The 15,734-nt window shown below is 68.6% G+C and carries 10 protein-coding genes; 5 read left to right on the forward strand and 5 right to left on the reverse strand.

All coding sequences use genetic code 11. The features are described 5' to 3' along the window. Positions 1 to 835: 835 nt before the first annotated feature. Positions 836 to 1,618, forward strand: a complete 783-nt coding sequence (hisN, locus tag STARVERO_RS13860; RefSeq protein WP_144344384.1) for a histidinol-phosphatase — start codon at positions 836 to 838, stop codon at positions 1,616 to 1,618. Between the two features lie 16 nt (positions 1,619 to 1,634). Here the strand turns inward: hisN and STARVERO_RS13865 are convergent, their stop codons facing one another. Further along, positions 1,635 to 2,594 (reverse strand): alpha/beta fold hydrolase, encoded by a 960-nt coding sequence (locus STARVERO_RS13865; protein ID WP_144344383.1) that lies wholly within the window; start codon positions 2,592 to 2,594, stop codon positions 1,635 to 1,637. 77 nt (positions 2,595 to 2,671) lie between these two features. Further along, a complete protein-coding gene (locus tag STARVERO_RS13870) occupies positions 2,672 to 3,034 on the reverse strand; it encodes a hypothetical protein (RefSeq protein ID WP_144344382.1) in 363 nt (120 codons plus the stop codon). 262 nt (positions 3,035 to 3,296) lie between these two features. On the opposite strand from STARVERO_RS13870, the gene STARVERO_RS13875 reads away from it, so the two are divergent. Then, on the forward strand, positions 3,297 to 3,773 hold the full coding sequence (locus tag STARVERO_RS13875; protein WP_159599505.1) for an Hsp20 family protein: 477 nt from the start codon (positions 3,297 to 3,299) through the stop codon (positions 3,771 to 3,773). Positions 3,774 to 3,904: 131 nt separating this feature from the next. Here the strand turns inward: STARVERO_RS13875 and STARVERO_RS13880 are convergent, their stop codons facing one another. Further along, positions 3,905 to 4,813 carry a hypothetical protein gene (locus STARVERO_RS13880; RefSeq protein ID WP_159599507.1) on the reverse strand — a complete coding sequence of 303 codons (909 nt, stop codon included), beginning with the start codon at positions 4,811 to 4,813 and terminating at the stop codon, positions 3,905 to 3,907. Between the two features lie 421 nt (positions 4,814 to 5,234). Here STARVERO_RS13880 and gltB point away from each other — a divergent pair, with 421 nt between their 5' ends. Together gltB and STARVERO_RS13890 are read left to right on the forward strand one after the other, a co-directional pair. Then, complete coding sequence (gene gltB, locus STARVERO_RS13885; RefSeq protein ID WP_422802145.1) at positions 5,235 to 9,974, forward strand: glutamate synthase large subunit; 4,740 nt, start codon at positions 5,235 to 5,237, stop codon at positions 9,972 to 9,974. Positions 9,975 to 10,147: 173 nt separating this feature from the next. Next, positions 10,148 to 11,572, forward strand: coding sequence for a glutamate synthase subunit beta (locus tag STARVERO_RS13890; RefSeq protein WP_159599511.1), 1,425 nt, complete (start codon positions 10,148 to 10,150; stop codon positions 11,570 to 11,572). A gap of 114 nt (positions 11,573 to 11,686) precedes the next feature. Here STARVERO_RS13890 and STARVERO_RS13895 read toward each other — a convergent pair whose 3' ends face one another. Continuing rightward, the gene (locus STARVERO_RS13895; protein WP_159599513.1) at positions 11,687 to 13,153 is read right to left on the reverse strand and encodes an SGNH/GDSL hydrolase family protein; all 1,467 of its coding nucleotides are present in this window, start codon (positions 13,151 to 13,153) and stop codon (positions 11,687 to 11,689) included. 109 nt (positions 13,154 to 13,262) lie between these two features. Beyond that, positions 13,263 to 14,636 (reverse strand): lytic murein transglycosylase, encoded by a 1,374-nt coding sequence (locus STARVERO_RS13900; protein WP_159599515.1) that lies wholly within the window; start codon positions 14,634 to 14,636, stop codon positions 13,263 to 13,265. Positions 14,637 to 14,835: 199 nt separating this feature from the next. Between STARVERO_RS13900 and galU the strand changes: the two genes are divergently transcribed. Continuing rightward, entirely contained in the window at positions 14,836 to 15,723 is an 888-nt protein-coding gene (gene galU / locus STARVERO_RS13905; RefSeq protein WP_144344375.1) for a UTP--glucose-1-phosphate uridylyltransferase GalU, read from the forward strand. The last annotated feature ends 11 nt before the right edge of the window (positions 15,724 to 15,734 follow it).

Here is a 15,734-nt window from a genome sequence, read left to right on the forward strand (position 1 = left end):
CTCGCGGGCTGCCCGGAAAGTGCCCAGGCCCGCTCTCCCGGCAGCCGGCAGCACCATACCGTTGCGTCGCCACTTTCCCCGCTTCCTGCCATACGCACCGCAGACGCCGGCCGAAAAGAAAGAGGCCGCTTACGCAGCGCGCAAGCGGCCCAAGTCTAGGGAGGAAACGCCCAAGGAGGGCGGCGACAGCGCGACGCCAATCGCGCCGTCGCAACGCAATATCCATAACTGTGCGACGCACAAGTGACAAGCGCCAAGCGAAAGAAACGAAACCGGCATTTGGTCGCAGCCGGTTCGAATGTCGCAAATCGCGCACAGTGCGCGCCTGCCCCATCCGCTGACAGATCGACTCTCTCCTGAGCAGCATCGACTCGCCGAGCGCCACACGGCCGCGCGAGGGACGAGCCTCATCAACGGCGCAGGAAGAAGGCACCGGACAAGAACGCTGACTTTTCAGGGGGTTGAAAAAGAAAGGGGCCGCTCACGTTGCCGGAGCGGCCCAAGTCTAGGGAGGAAACGCCCAAGGAGGGCGGCGGTGAAGCGACGCCAATCGCTGCACCGCACTGCAATAATATGGCAGCTTCGCTTCCCAATAGCAACGACGAAACTGCTCATTTCTTGACCTTGCCGGAATAGGAGCCATGCGCAGAACGCGGGGCATTCTGAGTGGCGCCCCTCACCTCCGCCTCATGGCTCCGCGCCCTTCCCTCCGCGCCGGCAGCCGCGCGGTGAATGGACACCGGAGAGAGATTGCCGAGCACCGCGCCTCCCGATATGCGTTGGCCGAACCGGCGGCGCGATCGCCGGCAGGTGGCAGCCGAAGGGAAGCGGTGCGATGAGTGCGGTGGATTTCGAGAATTTCGTTCATGAGCTCGCCACCGTCTCCGGCCAGGCCATCCTGCCTTTCTTCCGCACGGCGCTGGGCGTCGAGGACAAGAGCCGCGGCGCGGTGTTCGATCCGGTCACGGCCGCCGACCGCGCCGCCGAGCAGGCGATGCGCGCGCTCATCCGCGGCACCTTCCCCAGCCACGGCGTGCGTGGCGAGGAATTCCCCGATGACGGCGTCGACGCCGATTACGTATGGGTGCTCGATCCCATCGACGGCACCAAGTCGTTCATCTGCGGCCTGCCCGCCTGGGGCACGCTGATCGGCCTGTGCCGCCAGGGCCAGCCGGTCTACGGCATGATGCACCAGCCCTTCATCCGCGAGCGCTTCTATGGCGACGGCGTGCAGGCGCGCTATCGCGGCCCGGCCGGCGAGCGGCGCCTTGCCGTGCGGCCCTGCGCCGGGCTGGAGGAGGCGACGCTGCTCACCACCAGCCCGCTGCTGATGAGCGAGGAGAACCGCGCCCGCTACACCGAGGTGGAGAAGCGCGTGCGCCTGCCGCGCTACGGTGGCGACTGCTACGCCTACTGCATGCTCGCCGCCGGCCACGCCGACCTGGTGATCGAGACCAATCTCAACGATTTCGACATCATGCCGCTGGTGCCGATCATTTCGGGCGCCGGTGGCATCGTCACCAACTGGGAAGGCGGCGCGGATCTCTCCGGTGGCCGCGTCGTGGCGGCCGGCGACCGGCGGGCGCATGAGGCGGCGCTGAAGGTTCTCGCCGGCTGAGAAGGCTGGCCGACGGTCAGGCCGCTGCACTGCCCGGAATGAAGGCATCGAAGGCCGCGAGCAGCGGCTCGCGGAAGATGTCCCGCTCCTGCAGCAGTTCGTGGCGCGCGCCGGGGATCACGATATGTGCACCGGCGATGAGCCGCGTGCCCAGATGCTCGATGCTCGGCGTCGAGACGATGCTGTCCGCGCCCGCCGCCACCATGAGCAGCGGCTGGCGGATCGCCCGTGCCGTCGCCGGGTCGGCGAGCGTCTCCATCAGGTCATAGGCCGCCTTCACCCAGCCGATGGTCGGCGGACCGACATCGAGATGCGGCTGCTCCATGGTGATGGTCAGGTTACGGGCAAAGCGGACGGCGTCGGAGGTCAGCCGGTTGCCGTCGAAATGCAGCTCGTTGAGCCGCACCCGGCGGGCGCGCGGCACATAGGCCCTGGACAGGCCGACGCCGGACAGTGCCCGCGCCAGCCGCCGCGCCGCCACGTCGTGCTTGACCAGCGACAGGTCGAGCATCGGGGCGACGAGGAACATCCGGTCGAAGAAGCGCCCGCCCCGCCGCGCATGGTCGAGCATGATCGAGGCGCCCATCGAATGGGCCAGCGCGAAGTGGGGGCCGGGCATGTCCGGCAGCACCAGCTCGGTCATGAAGGCTTCCAGATCGCGCTGGTACTCGGCGAAATGCTTGACGTGGCCCTTCATGGGATTGGTGAGCAGCCGCTGCGAGCCGCCCTGCCCGCGCCAGTCCAGCACCGCGACGGCGAAGCCGCGCCGCAGCAGGTCGCGCACCGTCTCGAAATACTTCTCGATCTTCTCCGTCCGGCCGGAGAACACGCAGACCGTGCCCCGACAGGCGCCCTCGGCCGGCTTCCAGCGCGCGATGCGCAGGCGAACCCCGTCGGCGGTCGTCACGACGCCGCAGATCGCGCCCTCGGGCACGGGGTTGTCCTTGGTGCTGTACAGGTCCATCTCGGTGGGCATGTTCCGGCGGGGCGCTGGTGTGGAAAGTCCGATGGCTTATACCCCAGCGGCGGGCGTCCACAAGGCGGGCGATGCGGTCAGTAGCGCTTGTCGCCGAAGCCGATGACCTTCATGCCGCTGATGGCGCCGGATGCGCCGTCGACCACCACCTGCACCCGCTCGCCCCGCGGACCGTTGGCCTCGAGGATGATGGTCGCCCCGCGCCGCCGGATCACCGAGATGTTGGAGAAGCCGCGCGCCGAGAGCATCCGCGTGGCGGCATCCGGATCGACGGGACCGGCCGCCCGGCCGCGCGGGGCGGGAGGCGCGTCATAGGGCGCGTAGGCACCCGGCGGCGGTCCATAGCCCTGCGCGAGGGCCGATCCCCACGGCGAACCGGGCAGGCCCAGCCCCGCAAGGAGCCCCGCCAAGACGATCAGTAACGCCGACGCCCGCGCCATCGCGCTGCAACTTCCCTGGAATCGAGTCCGCATAGAAGCATGCTTACCTAGATGACCGGCACTGAACACCGCCCGAGCCGGCCGTTCATCTGCCGTTCATCTTGGCTTGCCGCCTCAGGCCGGGCCATCGCCGGCAGCCTCTTGCATCCGGCGGAGCGCTCACCATCTCGAAAATGTACCGGCCAGACGGCGGTACGCGAACCGGGCCCGGCTCAATCGAGAGGGCCTCTGATCTGCATGTCGCTTAACGTGAGGATATGCCATGCGTACGTTTGATCTTACCCCCCTGCACCGTTCGACTGTCGGCTTCGACCGGCTTTTCTCGTTGTTCGACCAAGTCGGCAATGTCGACACCGGCACCACTTATCCGCCCTACAATATCGAGCGGACGGGCGAGAACGCCTACCGCATCACCGTCGCGGTAGCGGGCTTTACCGAGGATGACCTCACCATCGAGGTGAAGGAGAGTGGTCTCTCCATTCGCGGCGAGCGTAAGCCCGACCCCGCGGCCAAGTCCGGCGAAGTGCTTTATCAGGGCATCGCCGCGCGCGCCTTCGAGCGTCGCTTCCAGCTCGCCGATCATGTGGAGGTCCGGGGCGCCAGCCTTGCCAACGGGCTGCTGCATGTGGACCTCGTGCGCGAGATCCCCGAGGCGATGAAGCCCCGCACCATCGCCATCACCAGCGGCGCTCCCGCGCCCCGCGTGATCGAGGCGAAGACGGGCGCCAAGGCCGCGTGACCGCAGCCGCGTGATGAAGCCCACGCCACGCGCGCGTGCCTGAATGGACGTGTACAGGGCGCCCCGGTCCAGCCGGGGCGCTTTCATTTTGAGCCGCCTGCCGCTTTGAGCAGCAGTGAGATACCGTCCGCTTATTCCTCCGGTTCGGGCTCGCCGCCAGCGCCCCGCGCCATCACCGACGCGGTGCCGGCCGGCGTGTCACTGCCGGTTCCCGTACCGGTGCCGGTGCCCGAGGCAGCCGCGGCAGGCGCATCTCCAGCGGGTTTCGATGCCTCTGCCCCCTTCGCCGCCTCGCCCTGCGGTGTCTCGGCTGCGGCCGCCGCCGTCGGCTCGGTGCCCGGCGGCATCGCGACGCCGGGGATCACGCGCACGGACGATCCCTCGCCCGTCGGCGCCTGGCTCGCCGTGGGGGCGGCGTCCGCGGTGGACGGTGGAACGGAAGCGGCCGAAGGCGCATCGGCCGGCGCCGGCCCGCTACCTTCCGCACCCTCCTGCGGAGATGCCTCTGCCGCTAGGGCCCCCGCGGGCGGGGGTGCCGCGACCATGCCGCTCTCGGGCTCGCGCCTCGGGGGAAGCGGCGCGACGGCGGGCGGCAGCATCGCCGTCGAGGGCGCCGTCTGGCGGGCGGCCGGACGTGCCGGGCCGAGCGGATGCATGGCGATGATCCGGCCATTGAAGGCGTCGATACGCACGCGCACACGCGCGCCGTTGGGATCGGTCGCATCGACGACATAGGTGCCGCCGTCGATCCGGGGACGCCCCACGGCCCTCATGCCCATGGAGCGCAGCATCGGTTCGACGTCGGCGAAAGGAAACCGCCCCGGCGCGCCATAGGCGGGCGGCGGGGCGCGATAGACCGGCGGCGGCGGCTCGTAATAGCCACCCGGCGGGAGCGGCTCGTAGTAGCGCTCCACATAGACCCCGCCGAAGGGGCGGTAATAGAACTGGGCCTGCGCCGGAACCGCCGTCATCGCCGCCAGACCGGCGAGCACCGGCAGCGTCATCGACGACAGGCGCCTCGACGCATGCAGCTTCGCCATCGAAGCCTCCCGATCAACATTCGCCATCGTTCGCTACGGGACCTGCAAATTGCGGCACCTGCAAGACGGCCCTGCCCCGCCTGGCCGGCCGCGACGCCGAACTCCACTGGCCGGCAACGCCATTGCGCGGCAGCGCGGCGCGTCTTACCGTTCCTTTCGCCGGAGGCGTCACCTTCGCAACAAGCGCGAAAAATCGCTGCGGCGATGTTGCGCGCCATGCTTGTGCGCAGGCGTCAATTCTGGCATCTTCGCGATTGATAGGGCAGTCATGCTGTCCTATAATCCAGCAGCTGGTGCCGACACAGCGGTGTGGCACGGCGGATGCTAGCGTCGTTCGGCGAGCGTGCACGGCCTTGCGGGAGAGCGCCCCGCGGGGCTGGACCCGTGTCCGCCCGCAGAACGTGAGGCGACCCTTTAGGGAGTGACGGGAATGAGTGAGGAACTTGGCGGCGTTGCCGCGCGCATGATCGGCGAGGGTTCGGTTCGTCCGGCCGCGACGGATCGCGCCGCTGCCAAAGCCATTACTCACATCGATCCCGGCCTGCCGGCCGCCCAGGGCCTGTACGACCCGCGCAACGAGAAGGATTCGTGCGGCGTCGGCTTCATCGCCGACATCAAGGGCCGCAAGTCGCACCAGATCGTGCAGGACGGGCTGAAGATCCTGCTCAACCTCGAGCATCGCGGCGCCGTGGGTGCCGATCCGCGCGCCGGCGACGGCGCGGGCATGCTCGTGCAGATCCCGCACAGGTTCTTCGCCAAGGAAGCAGCCAAGCTCGGCTTCGAGCTGCCGGAGCCCGGCCATTACGCCGTCGGCCACATCTTCATGCCGCACGACGCGGAAGGCCAGGAGATCATCCGCGCCACCATGGAGCGCGTGATCGCCGAGGAAGGCCAGGTGCTGCTCGGCTGGCGCGAGGTGCCGACCGACAACGCCTCGCTCGGCCACACCGTGCTGCCGACCGAGCCCAAGCACTGGCAGGTCTTCGTCGGCCGCAGCGAGGCCATCGCCAGCGAGGACGATTTCGAGCGCCGGCTCTTCATCCTGCGCAAGGTGGTGTCGAACGCCATCTATGACGCCAAGGACCCGCGCACCGCGGGCTATTACGTCGTGTCGCTGTCCTGCCGGACCATCGTCTACAAGGGCATGTTCAACGCCGACCAGCTCGGCGCCTATTATGCCGACCTGCACGACGCCGATTTCGAAAGCGCGGTGGCCCTCGTCCACCAGCGTTTCTCGACCAACACCTTCCCGGCGTGGTCGCTGGCCCATCCCTACCGGATGGTCGCGCACAACGGCGAGATCAACACGCTGCGCGGCAACGTCAACTGGATGGCGGCGCGGCAGGCGTCCGTCGACTCCGAGCTGTTCGGCAACGACATCTCCAAGCTCTGGCCGATCTCCTATGAGGGCCAGTCGGACACCGCCTGCTTCGACAACGCGCTCGAATTCCTCATGCAGGGCGGCTACGAGCTGCCGCATGCGGCGATGATGCTCGTGCCCGAGGCGTGGGCCGGCAACCCGCTGATGGACGAGGAGCGGCGTGCCTTCTACGAGTACCACGCGGCCATGATGGAGCCGTGGGACGGCCCCGCCGCCATCGTCGCCACCGACGGCCGGCAGATCGTCGCCACGCTCGACCGCAACGGCCTGCGCCCCGCCCGCTATCTGGTGACGGCGGACGACAAGATCGTGCTCGCCTCCGAGATGGGCGTGCTCACCTTCCCCGAGGACCAGATCGTCACCAAGTGGCGCCTGCAGCCGGGCAGGATGCTGCTCGTCGATCTCGAAGAGGGCCGCCTCGTGCCGGACGAGGAGGTGAAGACCTCGCTCGCCAAGGCGCATCCCTACAAGGAGTGGCTGAAGCGCACCCAGCTGGTGCTGGAAGAGCTTCGCGCGGTGGAAGCGCGCGAAGTGCGCACCGACGTGTCGCTGCTCGACCGCCAGCAGGCCTTCGGCTACACGCAGGAAGACCTCAAGCTGCTGATGGCGCCGATGGCGACCACCGGCCAGGAGGCGGTCGGCTCCATGGGCACCGACACGCCCATCTCGCCGCTGTCGAAGAAGTCGAAGGCGCTCTTCACCTACTTCAAGCAGAACTTCGCGCAGGTCACCAACCCGCCGATCGACCCGATCCGCGAAGAGCTGGTGATGAGCCTCGTCTCCTTCATCGGGCCGCGGCCGAACATCTTCGACCTCGAAGGCAATTCGCGCCGCAAGCGGCTCGAGGTGCGCCAGCCGATCCTCACCAATGAGGATCTGGAGAAGATCCGCTCCATCGGCTTCATGGAGGAGCGCTTCGACACCCGCACACTCGACATCACCTACCCCTCCGACAAGGGTGCGGCGGGGATGGAGGACGCGGTCGAGCGGCTGTGCGAGCGCGCCGAGGCGGCCGTGCATGGCGGCTACAACATCATCATCCTGTCCGACCGGCTGGTCGGCCCGGACCGCATCCCGATTCCCTCGCTGCTGGCCACCGCCGCCGTGCACCATCACCTCATCCGCAAGGGCCTGCGCACTTCCGTGGGCCTGGTGGTGGAGACGGGCGAGGCGCGCGAGGTGCACCATTTCGCGTGCCTGGCCGGCTACGGCGCGGAAGCGATCAACCCCTACCTCGCCTTCGAGACGATGATCGACATGCGCGTCGACATCCCCGAGGAGGTCGACGAGTACGAGATCGTCAAGCGCTACATCAAGTCGATCGACAAGGGCCTGCTGAAGGTGATGTCCAAGATGGGCATCTCCACCTACCAGTCCTATTGCGGCGCGCAGATCTTCGACGCGGTGGGCCTTAATCAGGAAGTGATCGAGAAGTATTTCTTCGGCACCGCCTCCTCCATCGGCGGCATCGGCCTCGCCGAGATCGCCGAAGAGACCGCGATGCGCCACCGCGACGCCTTCGGCGACGCGCCGATCTACCGCAACGCCCTCGACGTCGGCGGCGACTACGCCTTCCGCCTGCGCGGCGAGGAGCATGCGTGGGACCCCGAGACCGTCGCCGAACTCCAGCACGCGGTGCGCGGCAACGCGCAGGACAAGTATCGCCACTTCGCCAAGCTGGTGAACGAGGCCGGCGCCAAGACGCTGAACATCCGCTCGCTGTTCCGCATCCGCAACGCGGATGAGATCGGCCGCGCGGCGATCCCGCTCGACGAGGTCGAGCCCGCTACCGCGATCGTGAAGCGCTTCGTCACCGGCGCCATGTCGTTCGGCTCGATCTCGCGCGAGGCGCACACCACCCTCGCCATCGCGATGAACCGCATCGGCGGCAAGTCGAACACCGGCGAGGGCGGCGAGGAAGCCTCGCGCTTCAAGCCGCTGCCGAACGGCGATTCCATGCGCTCGGCGATCAAGCAGGTCGCTTCCGGCCGCTTCGGCGTGACGGCGGACTACCTCGTCAATGCCGACATGATCCAGCTCAAGATGGCGCAGGGTGCCAAGCCCGGCGAAGGCGGCCAGCTGCCCGGCCACAAGGTCGACGCGGTGATCGCCAAGGTGCGCCACTCGACCCCGGGCGTCGGCCTCATCTCGCCGCCGCCGCACCACGACATCTACTCGATCGAGGATCTGGCGCAGCTCATCTACGACGTGAAGAACGTCAATCCGGAAGCCGATGTCTCGGTGAAGCTGGTCTCGGAAGTCGGCGTCGGCACCGTCGCCGCCGGCGTCGCCAAGGCACGCGCCGACCACATCACGATTTCCGGTTTCGAAGGCGGCACCGGCGCCTCGCCGCTCACCGCCATCAAGCATGCCGGCTCGCCGTGGGAGATCGGCCTCGCCGAGGCCCACCAGACGCTGGTGCTGAACAATCTGCGCGGGCGCATCGCGCTGCAGGTCGACGGCGGCCTGCGCACCGGGCGCGACGTGGTGATCGGCGCGCTGCTCGGCGCGGACGACTTCGCCTTCTCGACCGCCCCGCTCATCGCGGCGGGCTGCATCATGATGCGTAAGTGCCACCTCAACACCTGCCCGGTCGGCGTCGCCACCCAGGACCCGGTGCTGCGCAAGCGCTTCAAGGGCACGCCCGAGCATGTGATCAACTACTTCTTCTTCGTCGCGGAAGAAGTGCGCGAGATCATGGCCTCCATGGGCATCGCCGACTTCAACGAGCTGATCGGCCACTCCGAGTGGCTCGACCAGCGCGAGGCGATCGAGCACTGGAAGGCCAAGGGCCTGGACTTCAGCCGCATCTTCGCCAAGCCGCAGGTCGGTCCCGAGGTCGCCACCTACCACACGGAGCGGCAGAACCACCCGATCCACCACGTGCTCGACCGTACGCTCATCCACCAGGCCATGCCGGCGCTGGACGGCGGCGAGAAGGTGGTGCTGCACACCGAGATCCGGAGCATCAACCGCTCGGTCGGCGCCATGCTCTCGGGCGAAGTGGCCAAGCGCTACGGCGATGCCGGCCTGCCGGACGACACGATCGACATCCACCTGACCGGCACCGCCGGCCAGGCCTTCGGCGCCTTCCTCGCCGGCGGCGTCTCCATGACGCTGGTCGGCGAAGCCAACGACTATGTCGGCAAGGGCCTGTCGGGCGGACGCATCGTGGTGGTGCCGGCCGAGGACAGCGCCATCGTGCCGGAGCAGTCGATCATCGTCGGCAACACCGTGCTCTACGGCGCCACCTCCGGCGAGGCCTACTTCCGCGGCGTGGCCGGCGAGCGCTTCGCCGTGCGCAACTCGGGCGCTCTCGCGGTCGTCGAGGGCACGGGCGACCATGGCTGCGAGTACATGACCGGCGGCGTGGTCGTCGTCATCGGCCAGACCGGGCGCAACTTCGCGGCCGGCATGTCCGGCGGCGTCGCCTATGTGCTGGACGAGGATGGCACCTTCAAGAAGCGCTGCAACCTCTCCATGGTCGATCTCGAACCGGTGGAAGAGGAGGAGGACCTGCTGGAACGCCTCCACCACCATGGCGGCGATCTGGAGTTCAAGGGCCGCATCGACATCATGGCGGATATGGGCCACCACGACGAGGAGCGTCTGCACCAGCTCATCGCCAAGCACCTGCACTACACGGGTTCGAAGCGCGCGCAGACCATCCTCGACAACTGGGCCGAGTACCGCGGCAAGTTCGTCAAGGTCATGCCCGTCGAGTACCAGCGGGCGTTGCGTGAAATGGAGAAAACGCGCGGCTTGCAGGCGGCCGAGTAAGGCCTCCTGCGCCCTCGCGGCACGGATGCGAGGGCGGCCCCGACAGCGGGCGATGGCAGGCGCCATGGCGCGGCCGTGTGCCGCGCCGTCATTTTCCAACTGGCATGATTGATGTATCTGGCACCGGAGGTGGAACGCCTCCAAGGTGGCGGTGCTCCGCGAAAGAGGGCGCAATGGGTAAGGTTACGGGCTTTCTCGAAATCGATCGGCGCGAGGCGAAGTATCAGCCGGCGTCCGACCGCATTCGCCATTTCCGCGAGTTCACCCTGCCCCTGCCGGACGCCGAAGTCGCCAACCAGGCTTCGCGCTGCATGGATTGCGGCATCCCCTTCTGCCACGGGCCGAACGGCTGCCCGATCCACAACCAGATCCCGGACTGGAACGACCTCGTCTATAACGGGAACTGGGAGGAGGCCTCGCGCAACCTTCACTCCACCAACAACTTCCCCGAATTCACCGGCCGCATCTGCCCCGCCCCCTGCGAGGAAGCCTGCACGCTGAACCTCGAGGACGTGCCGGTCACCATCAAGACGGTCGAGCAGGCCATCGCCGACAAGTCGTGGAAGATGGGCTGGATCAGGCCCGAGCCGGCGGCGGTGAAGACCGGCAGGAAGGTCGCCGTCATCGGCTCCGGCCCGGCCGGCATGGCCGCCGCCCAGCAGCTCGCCCGCGCCGGCCATGACGTGCATGTCTACGAGCGCGAGCCCAAGGCCGGCGGCCTGCTGCGCTACGGCATTCCCGACTTCAAGATGGAAAAGCACTACATCGACCGCCGCGTCGCGCAGATGGAGGCGGAAGGCGTCACCTTCCACTACGGCGTGAATGTCGGCGTCACCACGCCGCTCGACGAGTTGCTGGAAGGCCACGACGCCGTGCTGATGTGCGGCGGCTCGGAAGCGCCGCGCAACCCGGCCCTGCCCGGCCAGGAGCTGGAAGGCGTGCACTACGCCATGCCCTATCTGGTCCAGCAGAACCGCCGCGTCGGCCATGAGGACGTCTCGCGCGATCAGCCGCTCCTCGCCGCCGGCAAGCATGTCGTGGTGATCGGCGGCGGCGACACCGCCTCCGACTGCGTGGGCACCGCCTTCCGGCAGGGCGCCCTTTCCGTGCACCAGCTCGACATCCGCCCGGTGCCGCCGCTGAAGGAGGACAAGCTGGCGGTCTGGCCGTACTGGCCGACCAAGTTCCGCACCTCCTCCTCGCAGGCCGAAGGCGCCGAACGCGAGTTCTCGGCCGCCACGCTCGGCATCGAGGGCAAGAAGGGCCACGTCACCGCCGTGAAATGCGCCCGCGTCGACGCCAAGCGCCAGCCCATCCCCGGCACCGAGTTCCTGATCAAGGCGGATCTCGTCTTCATCGCGCTCGGCTTCGTGCATCCCGTGCGCGAGGGCATGCTGGAGCAGGACGGCCTCGCGATCGACAAGCGCGGCAACGTGCAGGCGAGCGACCTCGACTACGCCACCAGCGTGCGGAAGCTGTTCGCCGCCGGCGACATGCGTCGCGGCCAGTCGCTGGTGGTGTGGGCGATCCGCGAGGGGCGCCAGGCGGCGCAGTCGATCGACACGTATCTGATGGGAAGCTCGGTCCTGCCGCGCTGAACCCGCGTCCGGGCCGCGACGGTCCGACGAGAGACGATCTGGCCGGGACGGTCGCCGTACCCGGCCTTTTCATGTCGGCGCCCTCTTCGGGCCCGACCGACAGATATATCGCTCTCAGGGAGTTGCCGTGCCCGGCGTCGCGGTGCCCGCGGCGGCATCGGGAGTGGAGGGCTCCGAAGGCGCGGCCGCCGGCGTGGCGCTCGGCAGGCTGGTCTCGGGCATGGGAGGCACGAGCGGCTCGACTGCCGCCGCCGGCTGGCCCGGCGGCCAGCGGAAATCATCGGTGCGCCCGGCGACGGCCGGCAAGGCCGAACCGCTGACCAGCACGCTCGCCGGCTCCGGCTTCGTGTCGCCCGGCGCCGCCTGCAGGATGTCGCCCGGCGCGGGACGAGCCGCCATGGCCGGCGCGCCGGCCAGCGCGCGGGCGCTGCCCGTCACCCCGCCGGTCAGCAGGATGATGGACGGGCGCGCATCGGCTGGATCGGCCGCCGCCGCGGGCACGTCCTCGCGATTCATGAGATCGTCGAGCTGCTGGTCGACGAAGAAGGCCAGCTTGCGCGCGCCGGCCCGGGTAAAGCCGACGCCGTCCGCCGTGCGCAGGCGCCGCCGCTGGCCGTCGACCGCCGGACCGGACATCATGAACTTGCCGTTCTCGTCGACGAAGCCGTCGGTCACGTCGACGAAGATGAGGCCCGCCCGTTCGGCGCGCTCCTTCATGAGGGCGTTGAGCCGGGCGATCTGCTCGCTGCGGACATCGTCCTCGACCGGCGGCAGGCCGACCACCACGACCGGGCGGCCGTGCATCTTCAGCCCCAGCAAGAACTCGTCGAAGCGTCGGCCGTAGACGTCGCGCCAGCGCTCGTCGAGCAGTTCCGCGCGCCCGAGCAGATCCTCGATCGGCACGAAATCATTGCTGCCGGTGAGCGCGACGATGACGTTGGGCTGCTCGTCCCCACCCGGGAGCTGGCGAGCGGCGGCGAGCCAGTCGAAGCCGCTGGTGGGCGCGAGGCCCGAGGCGTTCTCGGTCTTGCCCACCACGACGGCGCCGTCGCGGTCGGCGGCGAAGGCATCCGCCAGCCCCTGCGCCAGCGCCCCCGCCTGCTCGTCGCCGAGCACGAGGACCACGTCCTTCGCCTTGGAAACATCCCGGCGCGCTTCCGCCGCCGTGGAGAACACCTTGCCGCGGGGCTCGGCCGGCTGCTGCGCCACTGAAGGGGATGGCGCCGCGAGCCCCCCGCCGCCGCCCGAAGGAGGAGAAGGACGCAGGCGCGTCGGACGGTCAATCTCCCGGGCGCTCCGGCTGTTGCCGCCGAACAGGTCGATCAGCGGCTGGAAGGGCGACCAGCTCCGGCGCGGCGCGGGCTGGGCGGCCTGCTGGCGGGTCTGCTGTTGCTGGCGGGCGCGCTGTTGCTGCTGCCGGCTCTGCACGCGCTGCTGCTGCGAGGAGCGGGCCCCCGACTGGCCGACATCGGCCGGCGGGCGGAACCAGTCGCTCTGGGCCTGGGCGAGCGAGCAGCCGGCGACGAGCACGCCGGCAACCGCCAGCGCCTTCAGTCCGAGCCGGTATCCGCGCGCGCGCATGAGCCGTTCTCCGATGGCCGCACCCCGGAGGAGGACGCCCGGGAGGTAAACACCCCAGAGCGGTGAACCATTATCGCGGCCGTTTCAAGACCCCAGGCGGATCGGCGCGTCACGAACCGCCTCGGGTGCGCAGGCTTTCCAGAACCTCACCCGTCGCCAAGCCGTCGGGCAGCATGCCGACGCTGACCTGATATTCGCGCACCGCCGTCCGGGTCTTGCTGCCGATGGCGCCGTCATGCTCGCCGACATCGTAACCGCGCGAGGCGAGCCGCTTCTGCAGCTCCGAGCGCTCCAGACGCGACAGCGCGCGCTGGTCCTCCGGCCAGGGCTGGACGAACGGCCCGCCGCCGCGGATGCGGTCGGCCAGATGGCCGATGGCGAGCGCATAGGCGTCCGCCGGATTGTAGCTGAGGATGGCCCGGAAATTGTCGGTCATCAGGAAGGCCGGCCCCTTGGCACCGGCCGGCAGCAGCAAATAGGCCGTCTCGCCGGCGGCAGGCATGGAGCGCCCCTCGGGCCGGCGCACGCCCAGCGCCGCCCACTCGCTCATCGGCTTGCGGACGTTCTTGTCGGCGAGGAGATAGTTGAAGCCGCGCGGCAGCACGACCTCGTATCCCCAGCTCCGGCCGGCCCCCCACCCACCGCGCTTGAGCTTGTTGGCGGTCGAGCCCATGGCGTCGGCGACCGAGTCCACCACGTTGCGATGGCCGTCGCCGTCGAAGTCGACCGCGTCGCGCTGGAAGGCGGTGGGCATGAACTGGGTCAGGCCGAAGGCGCCGGCCCAGGAGCCGCGCAGATGGCTCTCGGGCACGTCGCCCTTGTCTACGATGCGCAGGGCGGCGACGAACTCGTCGCGGAAATAGGCCTGTCGCCGGCCGACGCAGGCCAGCGTGCCCGTCGCCTGGATCACCGGATAGGAACCGCGCGCGCTGCCGTAATTGGTCTCGATGCCCCAGATCGCCGCTACCACATAGGGATCGACCCCGTAGGTGCGCCCCACCGCCTCGAACACGGCGGCGTTCTGCTCCATCGCCTCGCGGCCCTTGCGGATGCGGGTCTCGGAGACCAGCATGGTCACGTAGTCGCCGGTGGTGCGGGAGAATTCCGGCTGCGTCTGCAGCTTCTCCATGATGCTCATGTCGGGCTTGAGCCCGGCCGTGTAGCGGCGGAAGCCGGCGGCGGAGACGCCCCTGGAGCGCGCCAGCGGCTCCAGGCCGGCAATGCAGCGGTCGAAATTCGCCTCGGCCTGCGCGAGGGCACGCGGCGTCATCTCGGGATGCGTCGAGGCGGTGCGGGCCGGCGCCGAGGCGCGCGCGGGAGCTGCATGGGTCGCGTGCCGGGCCGGCGCGGGGGCGGCCGCGGGCGGGGAGAAGGCTCCAGTGATATCGTCGGAGCCGGCGCAACCGGCAAGACCGAGGCAGACCAGCGCGAGGCCGGCGATCCCGCCGACATGGCCCCGGCCGGAGACCTTGCGATGACTCATGACGCAACCCTAACGCAATTAATCGCTACGATTAGGCAACCGTCATGGTTTCGACGAACTTAACGTGCGGGAAGTTTCAAGACGTCACCGGGGCCACCCGGCAACGGATTGTCAAAATCGAATCGTTAAGTGGAATTTCATAGGAATTTTGTACTACCCGCCCTCACCTCCACCATCACCAAAGCGGCATGTCTCTCAGATGGTAACTCCTATTCGCAAAGCGATCCTCCCCGTGGCCGGCCTCGGCACGCGGTTCCTGCCCGCGACCAAGGCCGTTCCGAAGGAGATGCTCACGGTCGTCGATCGTCCTGTCGTGCAGCACGTGGTTGACGAGGCCCGCGCCGCCGGCATCGAGCACATCGTCTTCGTGACCGGACGCAACAAGGGCGTCATCGAGGATCACTTCGACCGCCAGTACGAGCTGGAAGACACGCTTCTGGAGCGCGGCAAGAGCCAGATGCTGGAAATGCTGCGCCAGGAGACCATGGGTCCCGGCGCCACCAGCTTCACCCGCCAGCAGCTTCCCCTCGGCCTCGGCCATGCCGTGTGGTGCGCCCGCGACATCATCGGCAACGAGCCCTTCGCGCTGCTGCTGCCAGACATGCTGCACAAGCCGACCAACGGCAAGGGCTGCCTCGCGCAGATGGTGGACGCCTACGCCAAGACCGGCGGCAACCACATCGCGGTCTATGAGGTCCCCCCGGAGCAGACCGACCAGTACGGCATCGTCGGGCTCGGCACCGAGGTCGCCGACGGCGTGCACAAGATCGCCAGCATGGTCGAGAAGCCGAAGAAGGACGTCGCCCCGTCGAACCTCGCCATTTCCGGCCGCTACATCCTTCAGCCGGAAATCTTCGAGCTGCTCGCCACTCAGGAGCGTGGCGCCGGCAATGAGATCCAGCTCACCGATTCCATGCTGAAGCTGGCGCAGAGGCAGGATTTCTACAGCGTGACCTTCGACGGCGCGATCTACGATTGCGGCTCGAAGCTCGGCTTCCTCATGGCCAACGTCGCCTACGCGCTCGCCAATCCCGAGATTTCCGACACCTTCCGCCCGGAACTCGACGCGCTGCTGGCGAAGAACTGACCCGCCACCGC

It is taken from the genome of Starkeya nomas, assembly GCF_902703545.1.
Taxonomy (GTDB): Bacteria; Pseudomonadota; Alphaproteobacteria; order Rhizobiales; family Xanthobacteraceae; genus Ancylobacter; species Ancylobacter moscoviensis.

Bases quoted from the DNA above. Each gene is read 5' to 3' on its own strand.
- hisN (WP_144344384.1), top strand. From the start codon at position 836: ATGAGTGCGGTGGATTTCGAGAATTTCGTTCATGAGCTCGCCACCGTC.
- STARVERO_RS13865 (WP_144344383.1), bottom strand. From the start codon at position 2,594: ATGCCCACCGAGATGGACCTGTACAGCACCAAGGACAACCCCGTGCCC.
- STARVERO_RS13870 (WP_144344382.1), bottom strand. From the start codon at position 3,034: ATGGCGCGGGCGTCGGCGTTACTGATCGTCTTGGCGGGGCTCCTTGCG.
- STARVERO_RS13875 (WP_159599505.1), top strand. From the start codon at position 3,297: ATGCGTACGTTTGATCTTACCCCCCTGCACCGTTCGACTGTCGGCTTC.
- STARVERO_RS13880 (WP_159599507.1), bottom strand. From the start codon at position 4,813: ATGGCGAAGCTGCATGCGTCGAGGCGCCTGTCGTCGATGACGCTGCCG.
- STARVERO_RS13890 (WP_159599511.1), top strand. From the start codon at position 10,148: ATGGGTAAGGTTACGGGCTTTCTCGAAATCGATCGGCGCGAGGCGAAG.
- STARVERO_RS13895 (WP_159599513.1), bottom strand. From the start codon at position 13,153: ATGCGCGCGCGCGGATACCGGCTCGGACTGAAGGCGCTGGCGGTTGCC.
- STARVERO_RS13900 (WP_159599515.1), bottom strand. From the start codon at position 14,636: ATGAGTCATCGCAAGGTCTCCGGCCGGGGCCATGTCGGCGGGATCGCC.
- galU (WP_144344375.1), top strand. From the start codon at position 14,836: ATGGTAACTCCTATTCGCAAAGCGATCCTCCCCGTGGCCGGCCTCGGC.